The sequence below is a fragment of the Achromobacter marplatensis genome (assembly GCF_049060505.1).
GTDB classification, from domain to species: domain Bacteria; phylum Pseudomonadota; class Gammaproteobacteria; order Burkholderiales; family Burkholderiaceae_B; genus Achromobacter; species Achromobacter marplatensis_A.
In genome coordinates, this window is sequence record NZ_JBMGRB010000013.1 from 145,462 (window position 1) to 153,690 (window position 8,229).

Below are 8,229 nucleotides of genomic sequence, written 5' to 3' on the forward strand. Positions count from 1 at the left end.
CTCCCTATGCCCGGCAATACCCTAGGTACCCTATTTACCGTTACGAACTTCGGCGAATCCCACGGGCCGGCCATCGGTTGCGTCGTGGATGGCTGTCCCCCGGGGCTGCCCCTGGACGCCGCCGATATCCAGCTTGAACTGGACCGCCGCCGCCCCGGCACGTCGCGCCACGTCACGCAGCGCCAGGAAGCCGACCAGGTCGAAATCTTGTCCGGCGTCTACGAAGGGGTCACGACGGGCACGCCGATCGGCCTGCTGATCCGCAACACCGACGCGCGCAGCAAAGACTATTCGAATATCGCCGACACCTTCAGGCCGGGCCATGCCGACTACGCCTATTGGCGCAAATTCGGCGTGCGCGATCCGCGCGGGGGCGGCCGCTCGTCCGCACGTTTGACCGCACCCACCGTCGCCGCCGGCGCCATCGCCAAAAAATGGCTGGCCGAGCAGTACGGCGTGAAAGTGCGCGGCTACATGAGCCAGTTGGGTCCGGTCGAGATTCCGTTCATGTCTTGGGACGAAGTGCCCAACAATCCGTTCTACGCGCCCAATGCCCAGATCGTCCCCGAATTAGAGGCCTACATGGACCAATTGCGCCGGGACGGCGATTCGGTGGGCGCCCGGATCGAAGTCGTGGCGGAAAACCTGCCGGCCGGCTGGGGCGAACCCATCTACGACCGCTTGGATGCGGACATCGCGCATGTGATGATGGGCCTGAATGCCGTCAAGGGCGTGTCCATCGGCGCGGGTTTTGACTGCATCGCGCAGCGCGGGTCCGAGCACGGCGACGAGATCACGCCCGACGGTTTCCTGACCAATCATGCCGGCGGCGTGCTGGGCGGTATTTCCACAGGCCAGCCGATCACTGTGTCGTTGGCCATCAAGCCCACGTCCAGCATCCGTGTCGAGCGCCGTTCGGTCAATCGGGCGAATGAACCCGTCATGGTGCAGACGTTGGGCCGTCATGACCCCTGCGTCGGCATCCGCGCGACCCCCATCGCTGAAGCCATGCTTGCCCTGGTGCTGATCGACCACGCACTGCGCCATCGCGGACAGTGCGGCGATCCGCTCTGACTGGCACGCGTTCCGTTCCTGCCATCGTCTGCTGGAGACCGACATGAACCGTAAACGTCATCTATTGCGCGGCACGGCCGTGACCCTTCTGCTGGCAGCCCTGGTGGGCTGCTCGGGCATGAATACCACGCAGTCCGGCGCCATCGGCGTCAACCGCACGCAGTACATGTCCAGCCTGGTGCCGTCAGAGGCGCTGGAGCAAGAGGCCAGCCAGCAATACACCGACATCCTGAAACAGGCCCAGGCCAAGGGTTTGCTGGACCGCGACGCGCAGCAGTTGTCCCGGGTGCGCGCCATCTCTCAGCGGCTGATCGCGCAGGCAGGAATATTCCGGCCCGACGCATCAGGCTGGAAGTGGGAAGTGCACGTGTTGTCCAGCGACGAGATCAACGCGTGGTGCATGCCCGGTGGCAAGATCGCCGTCTACACGGGTCTGATTTCCAAGATCAAGCCGAGCGACGACGAGTTGGCCGCCGTGCTTGGCCACGAGATCGCCCATGCGTTGCGCGAGCATGCGCGCGAGCGCGTTTCGCAGCAGATGGCCACCAACCTGGGCTTGCAGGTGCTGTCCATCGCCACGGGTTCCAACGTCGCGTCCGATTTGGGCGGCCAACTTACCAGCGTGATGTTCACCCTGCCCAATAGCCGCACGCATGAGACCGAAGCGGACCGCATGGGCGTGGAGCTCGCGGCGCGGGCGGGCTTTGATCCGCGCGCGGCAGTGACGCTGTGGCAGAAGATGGGGGCGGCCGACAGCGGCAACGCGCCGCCGGAAATCCTGTCCACGCACCCCTCGGCGGCGTCGCGCATCACCGACTTGCAGGCCGCCGCACAGCAGGTGATGCCGCTGTATCAGCAAGCCAAGAAGTAGCGCGGCGGCTGTCAGATTGCGCTGGCCGCGGGTTCCACGCCCGGGCCGCGCATGATACTGATGCCCAGCCCGGAAAGGATGCGGCGCGTTTCGGCGTCGGGCACATCTTCGGCGTAGACCGCGATATTCAAGGTGCGCGCGGTTTCCAGTACCGACGCCGTCAATTGCTGGCTGCCGGGGCTTTGCGACATACCGCCGACAAATCCGCCACCCAACTTCACATACGACAGCGGTAAGGTGTGCAACTGCGCCACGGCGCCGAATTGCTGCGCCAGGCGGCGCACGCCGATATGCGCCCCGAATTCCGATGCCACGCGTGCCAGCGTGGCGATCTGCTCATGGCATTCCACCAAGCCGTGCGCGTCGATTTCCAGGAACAGGCGCGGGGCCAGTCCACGGTGTTCCGTCAGCAACAGCGCCAACTGGCGGAAGAATTTCTGGCCGCGCAACGAGGGCAGGGCGACTCGGACGGCAAGCTCGCCTTCGTTAGCCACGAGCCACGCCAGGCCCAGGCGCACGGACTCCAGGTCGCATTCGGTCACCAAGTCCAGCCGCACCGCGGGCGGGATGAACAAGGTGGCGGGAATCGCGACCTGGTCCGGGGCCGTGCGCAGCATCAGCATGGCTTCCGTGCGCACCTTGCTGCCGTCGGAGGCGACCAAGGGTTCGGTGGCCAGTTCGAATTGGTCTTTTTCCAGCGCGGTCAGGATGGCGTCTTTCCAGGCGCGTTCACCCGATTCCGACGGCGATTGCATATCGGTCGCGCCTGCAATCACGACCTGGCCGTTGTTGGCGCTTTCCGCGCGCATCAAGCCGAAATCCAGGCGCGCAAGCACCGGGCCCGCCTGATTGCCCGACCCGTAGTCGGTCATGGCCTGCGCCCAACGGCACAGATGACCTTCACCGACCGGGATGCGCGAGGCATGCAGGTCCGCGCGCAACTGTTCGGCGACCATCATCGCCTTGGGAGCCGCGCAGCCGGGCAGCAGCAATGCAAAATCGGAGCCGTTCAGCCGGGCAAGCAACGGGGACGCGACATTCAGCCGCTGCAGCGTGCCTTGAATGCGCTGGCACGCCGCACGCAGCCATTGGTCGATGAATTCACGCGGCATATGGCGGTTCAGGTCGGCCAGATCCCGCTGACGGAACACCAGTACATGTCCGCCGGCGGCGGCACGCGATGCCGGCTGGCCGGAGGCCGCATCCGGTGCTTCCAATGCCCGCCGAAACTCGTTGACGAAGTACTTGCGATTGGGCAGGCCGGTCACCGGGTCCTGGTTCAGTTCCAGTTCCAGCGATTCGATCTTGGCGTTCTGTTCTTCGACGCTGGCATACACGCGTTCTCGGGTCTGGTTCAGCGCCTGCACGACGCCGGATAGCTCGGGAACGCGGGCCTCGACCTGCTCGGGCGGGGAGTCCTGGCCAATGCTGCGCACATGGTCGCTGATCTCGCGCAGCAGGCGGTTCTTGATCCAGCCCACCAGCACAAACGCGAACACTGCCCACAAGACCCCCGCGCCCACGACCAGCGCGATCATCTTCAAGCTGCTGCGCCACAAGGCTTCCCAGGCATAGGCGTCGTTGGCGATCAGCGTGACTTCGCCGATCTGGCGCCAACCGTCGCTGACGGCATGGCTGGCGGGCTGCGTGTCCAGCGGCGCCAACTTCTGGAACCAGTTAGGAACCGACTTGGGCGTGGCATCGGATTTGCGCTCGATCAGCACCTTGCCGTCTGGATCGGCCAGGCGCACCAGCGAGAAATGGCCGCCATCGTACAAGGCCGACACCAGCAATTCCTGAACCACCGGGTCATTGTTGGTGGGCTGCGACAGGGACAGCGCCAGCGACACGGCGGCATCGGTGCTCTGGACCTGCAACTGGCCCGACAGGTATTCGCGCGCCGAGTTGACGCTGAGCGCCAAGGTGCCCAGCAGGATGACGCCGATGGCAAGAGTAACGCTGAGCAGTAGCTGTCGAAGTATGGACATAGTCTTGTTTCCGGCCGTCAGGGGCGTATGCCTTCCCGTTCCATGCGTTGAAGTAGATCACGCCAGCGGCTGAGTCGGTCAACCGGCGCGGCGGCCTTGCCGTCAACGTAGACGCCGTCGGCGTTGAAGCTGAAGACCGGCGTCAGGTCGCGACGCTGCGTCGCCGGAAGAATGGTTGATATCAGGCTGTCCAGCACCAGCGGGACGGCATTCGGGGTTTCGTAGTAGCCAAGCACCATGTGGGCGACCTGGCTGCTGCTGGCTGGGCCGCCGATGCGCGCGCGGACGTAGATGAAGCGCAGCTTGTTCGCGGGGACCCCCATCGACAGCAAGGTGAAATACTTGCCGATCACGTAGTCTTCGCAGTCGCCGGCGCCTTTGCCCAGCGATTCCAGTGGGGTGGCCCAGTAGTCCGCTTGCCCCCAGAGGGTCGTGTCTTCGCTCGACAGCAGCGCGCGGTTCCAGAAATCGTTTGCAAGCGTCAGCTTGTCCCGTTCCACGGCCGGTGACGGGTTGCGCAGCAGCTGTAACCAGCTTCCCACCGATTTCGCGCCTTTTGCGCCATAGCGGCTGGCCGCCAGGCTTTGCAGCCGGTCGGTGCTGACTTCCAGGGCGAAACTGCCGCCCCAGACGCAAGCCAGGCAAAGCAACACCAGTCGGCACAGGGTCGGCATGCCGCGGAAACGGTGAGTCGAGGACATGAAACGGATTTTCACATTTTTCCGACTCTCGCAGACATGCCTGCTTAAAAAAATGCCTGCTCCCGGGGCGGGCCGTTGCGGGGCCGCCCCGGGGCACTAGGGGTTAGCTGTGGTCGACGTTCAACTTCCCCTTTTGCAACAGGTCATTGATGATGGCCTGGTTGCTAAGCGTGTTGTTGCTCGTCAGATCCACGTTCTCCAGCACGATCTTCTGGTCCGCGCCTTGGGCAATCTGGCCCTTGGTGTTGATGTCGATGACCGTGTTGTTGCCGTCCTTATGGATGTTCAGGTACTGCGTCAGCGTGCCGTCCTTCTCGCCGATCAGCAGATCCTTCAGATCCAGGACATCGCCGCCATTGGCGATGGTGGCGTTGGAGAAGTCCTTGATCGTATCGACTGCCGGCGTGCCGATCGAGCCCTGATCGTTCAATTCCCACTTGAACGTGTCGCTGCCGGCGCCGCCGATCAGCGTGTCGTTGCCCTTGCCGCCGATCAACGTGTCATTGCCCGAACCGCCGTCCAGCGTGTCGTTGCCCGCGCCACCGTTAAGCGTGTCGGTGCCTGCGCCGCCGTACAGCACGTCGTTGCCATCATCACCGAACAGAGCGTCATTGCCGCCCTGGCCGTAGATGATGTCGTCGCCCGTGCCGCCGTGGACGGTGTCATTGCCGCCGCGGGGATCGTCAGCCAGGTTGAACTCAACGTGATTGGTCTTCAGGTAGTCGTAGATCTCTTTGCTGGTCGCGGCATGGCCGTTCTGATAGGCCAGGAAGTCCTGCAGCGCCTTCAGGCCTTGGCCATCATGCGAACCGGCGGCGACATCGCCCCAGGTGAGGTGATCGGTATTGATCGTGTCACCAAAGATGATGTCGTTGCCGGCGCCGCCGTTAATGACGTCGTCGCCCACCACCGCCGGGTCGTTGGTGATGTTGCCGCCTTGAAGTGCCGTGGTCAGGTCACCCGGTTTCAGCACGATGTCCACCTGGCCTCCGGGTGCCCGCACGACATCGTTGGATGACCAGCTCGTTTGCACGATATTGTCGATCTGGACCGTGGCGCTCCGCGAGTTGTTGGTGGTGTCGTCAAGATCATAGAGCAGGCGATAAGTGCCCGAGGGCACCACCGCCGACGACACGGAGGTTTTGCCCGACAGGGCGGCGGTAGTGCTGCCGCCGTCCACGTTGACCCACTTGCCGCCATCCCAGCGCTGCAGCGTCCAGGTGAACTTGTCGCCTGTCGCATAGTTGCTGGTGGTCAGATCGAACGTCACCTTGCCATACGCGGAAATCGAGAACGTCGGGCTGGTCGCGGTGGTATGCGTGCCACCCGTGGTATCGACGATCTGCAACGCGCTGTTCGTGCGCGAAACCGTGCTGCCGCTGCCCGTGCCGGTGGTGGTCCAGCTGGAGATGCTGCCCCAACCGGAATTCGAACTGAAGTTGGCGAGAGTCGTGTCCGAACCATTGCCGACCGGCGCGTAAGCCGTGCCGCCGCCGCCCGTGTTGTCGAACACGCGCAGGATGTCGGCGTTCACGCCCGGGCCGATGCCGATGGCATTGACTTGGCTGATATTGGCCAGCGGGTTATAGCCTGACAGCGACTCGCTGATGGTCGTCGTGTCCGTCGAGCTGCCGGTGCCGCCCACGACGGGTTGGCCCCGCCAGTCGGTCGTCTGGTAGTAGGTGGGATCGCCGTCGGTCAAGAAGAACGTCTTGTTCTCGTAGCCGTTGGCGGCGGTGTTGCCGCTGTTGCTTTGCTGGTTGAACCAGCTCACCGCGGTGTTGAACGCGGCTTCGTAGTTTGTGCCGCCGTTGGCGCTGAGCGCGTCGATGGCAGCAAGCAGCGAAGGCAGGCTGGCCTTCGAGAAATTGTTGATGCTGATGTTCTCGCCGCTGCTCGTTGCAAACCCGATCAGCGTGATGTTGATCTTGCCGTCATGGTTGGACAGTTGGTTGGCCAGGACCGTGAGGGCGTCCTTCACCAGCTTCATGCGCGACTGGTTGTAGGAAACGCCGGTGGTTCCGTCCAGGCCGTAGGCCATGCTGCCCGAGGTATCCACCACCAGGGCGATGTTGTAGCTCTTGCCCGGTTCCACGGTCGTGACCGTGCCGCCCTTGTCGCCCAGGATGACGTCGTCGCCCGATCCGCCGCCCAGCGGCGGGTTGGTGCCCGTTCCGCTGCCGGTGTTCTCGCCCGAGACGAGATGATCGGTAGAGATGACGAACTTGTGCTCGCTGGAGGTATCCTGGCCGCCGTTAGCCGTGCCCCCATTGTCCTTCACCTGGAAGTGGAAGGTGCCGTCCTGCTTGTCGGCGCCGGGGGTGTACTTCAGCAGGCCTTGCTCGATGGCGGACTTCGGGATTTCCTGACCGGCTGTCACAGGCTGGCCGTTGTAGGTCAGCGTGCCGCTAGTGGGCGGCTGCGTGATGATGATGCTCTGCAGGTTGTTGCCCTCGGCACCATCGTTGAACGCGAAATCGCTCAGCGAGAATTCGTACTGGCTGTCCTTGACATCAATGTTCGCCGCGCCGTCTTCCGTTTGCGGAGCATCATTCACGCCTTGGATGGTAACGACAATCTCTTGCTCGGTGCCGTCGATGGTCTTGACGGTGAACCGCTCTTCCTTCGTCTCGTCCGAGCGCAGGTGCTGGACGGCCGAGTTGTCCACGGAATAGTGCCAATTGCCGTTCGCGTCGATGGTAAGTTCGCCCAGCGTGCCGGCGGCCTTGACGGGAGAGACACTCGTGTTGATGCCGGATTGGCCGGCGTCAGCGTCAGAGACAATCAGGCGGCCGCTGTCGGTCAACTTGGGGTTGGTCGCATCTTCGACGACGGCACCGCCGGTCTCGCCGCTGATGACCGGTACGTCGTTCGTGCCGTTGATAGTGATGGTGATGGTGCTGGTGGCCGTACCGTCGGCGGAGGCGACCGTGTAGGTTTCGACGATGCTCTGGCCAGCCTTGAGGAACTGGACCGCGGCGTTGTCGACCTGATACGAATAGGTGCCATCGGCGTTGATGGTGACCGCGCCCAACTGACCACCGGCGTGCGTGCTACCGGTGAAGGCGAGGCTGCCCGTGTTGAAGGTCGACTGGCCGGCGTCGGCATCGTCGATTGTGACGCTGCCGTTCACCTTCAGCATGCCGGCCGTGATGTTCAGATCTTCGGTGACGGACTGAGCGTCATCGGTAACCACCGGTACGTCATCGGTGCCGTGGATGGTGATGGTCAGTTCGGCCGTGCTGGTGTCGCCGTCGGCATCCGTGATGGTGTAGCGGATGGTCTCGGTCAGCGTCTGATCCTTGCGCAACGCTTGAACAGCCGACAGTGAGTTGTCCAGCTGATAGGACCAGGTGCCGTTGCCGTTATCGACCAGGGTGCCGTACTGGGCGTCCCCGGTGGCGATAGCCACCTTGGATTTGTCCGCGCCAAGCGTGTCATTGTCCAGGACGTTCCCCGTGACCGGAGCCGTTGCGTCTTCCGTCACGGAAGCCTTGTCGTCCTTGGCCACCGGCGCTGTGTCGATGATCTGCACGACCAGGTTGTCGGAAGACGAGACGCCCGCCGTATCGGTGACGGTGACGGTGAAGGAGTC

The 8,229-nt window shown here is 63.5% G+C and carries 5 protein-coding genes; 2 read left to right on the forward strand and 3 right to left on the reverse strand.

The window, feature by feature from the left end:
• The first annotated feature begins 6 nt into the window (after positions 1-6).
• Both aroC and ACI0FO_RS26850 read left to right on the forward strand, forming a co-directional pair.
• Positions 7-1,074: a chorismate synthase gene (gene aroC / locus ACI0FO_RS26845; protein ID WP_416031668.1), complete on the forward strand. Its 1,068-nt coding sequence runs from the start codon at positions 7-9 to the stop codon at positions 1,072-1,074.
• Between the two features lie 43 nt (positions 1,075-1,117).
• A complete protein-coding gene (locus ACI0FO_RS26850; protein WP_416031669.1) occupies positions 1,118-1,945 on the forward strand; it encodes a M48 family metallopeptidase in 828 nt (275 codons plus the stop codon).
• Between the two features lie 11 nt (positions 1,946-1,956).
• Here ACI0FO_RS26850 and ACI0FO_RS26855 read toward each other — a convergent pair whose 3' ends face one another.
• The 3 genes from ACI0FO_RS26855 to ACI0FO_RS26865 all read right to left on the reverse strand — a co-directional run.
• Complete coding sequence (locus ACI0FO_RS26855) at positions 1,957-3,933, reverse strand: bifunctional diguanylate cyclase/phosphodiesterase (protein ID WP_416031670.1); 1,977 nt, start codon at positions 3,931-3,933, stop codon at positions 1,957-1,959.
• Between the two features lie 17 nt (positions 3,934-3,950).
• Entirely contained in the window at positions 3,951-4,634 is a 684-nt protein-coding gene (locus tag ACI0FO_RS26860) for a transglutaminase-like cysteine peptidase (RefSeq protein WP_416031671.1), read from the reverse strand.
• A gap of 103 nt (positions 4,635-4,737) precedes the next feature.
• The coding region (locus ACI0FO_RS26865; RefSeq protein WP_416031672.1) for a VCBS domain-containing protein at positions 4,738-8,229 on the reverse strand (3,492 nt) is incomplete at its 5' end.

Excerpts from the sequence above, each read along its gene's own strand:
- ACI0FO_RS26850 (WP_416031669.1), top strand. The coding sequence starts at position 1,118 with ATGAACCGTAAACGTCATCTATTGCGCGGCACGGCCGTGACCCTTCTG.
- ACI0FO_RS26860 (WP_416031671.1), bottom strand. The coding sequence starts at position 4,634 with ATGTCCTCGACTCACCGTTTCCGCGGCATGCCGACCCTGTGCCGACTG.
- ACI0FO_RS26855 (WP_416031670.1), bottom strand. The coding sequence starts at position 3,933 with ATGTCCATACTTCGACAGCTACTGCTCAGCGTTACTCTTGCCATCGGC.
- aroC (WP_416031668.1), top strand. The coding sequence starts at position 7 with ATGCCCGGCAATACCCTAGGTACCCTATTTACCGTTACGAACTTCGGC.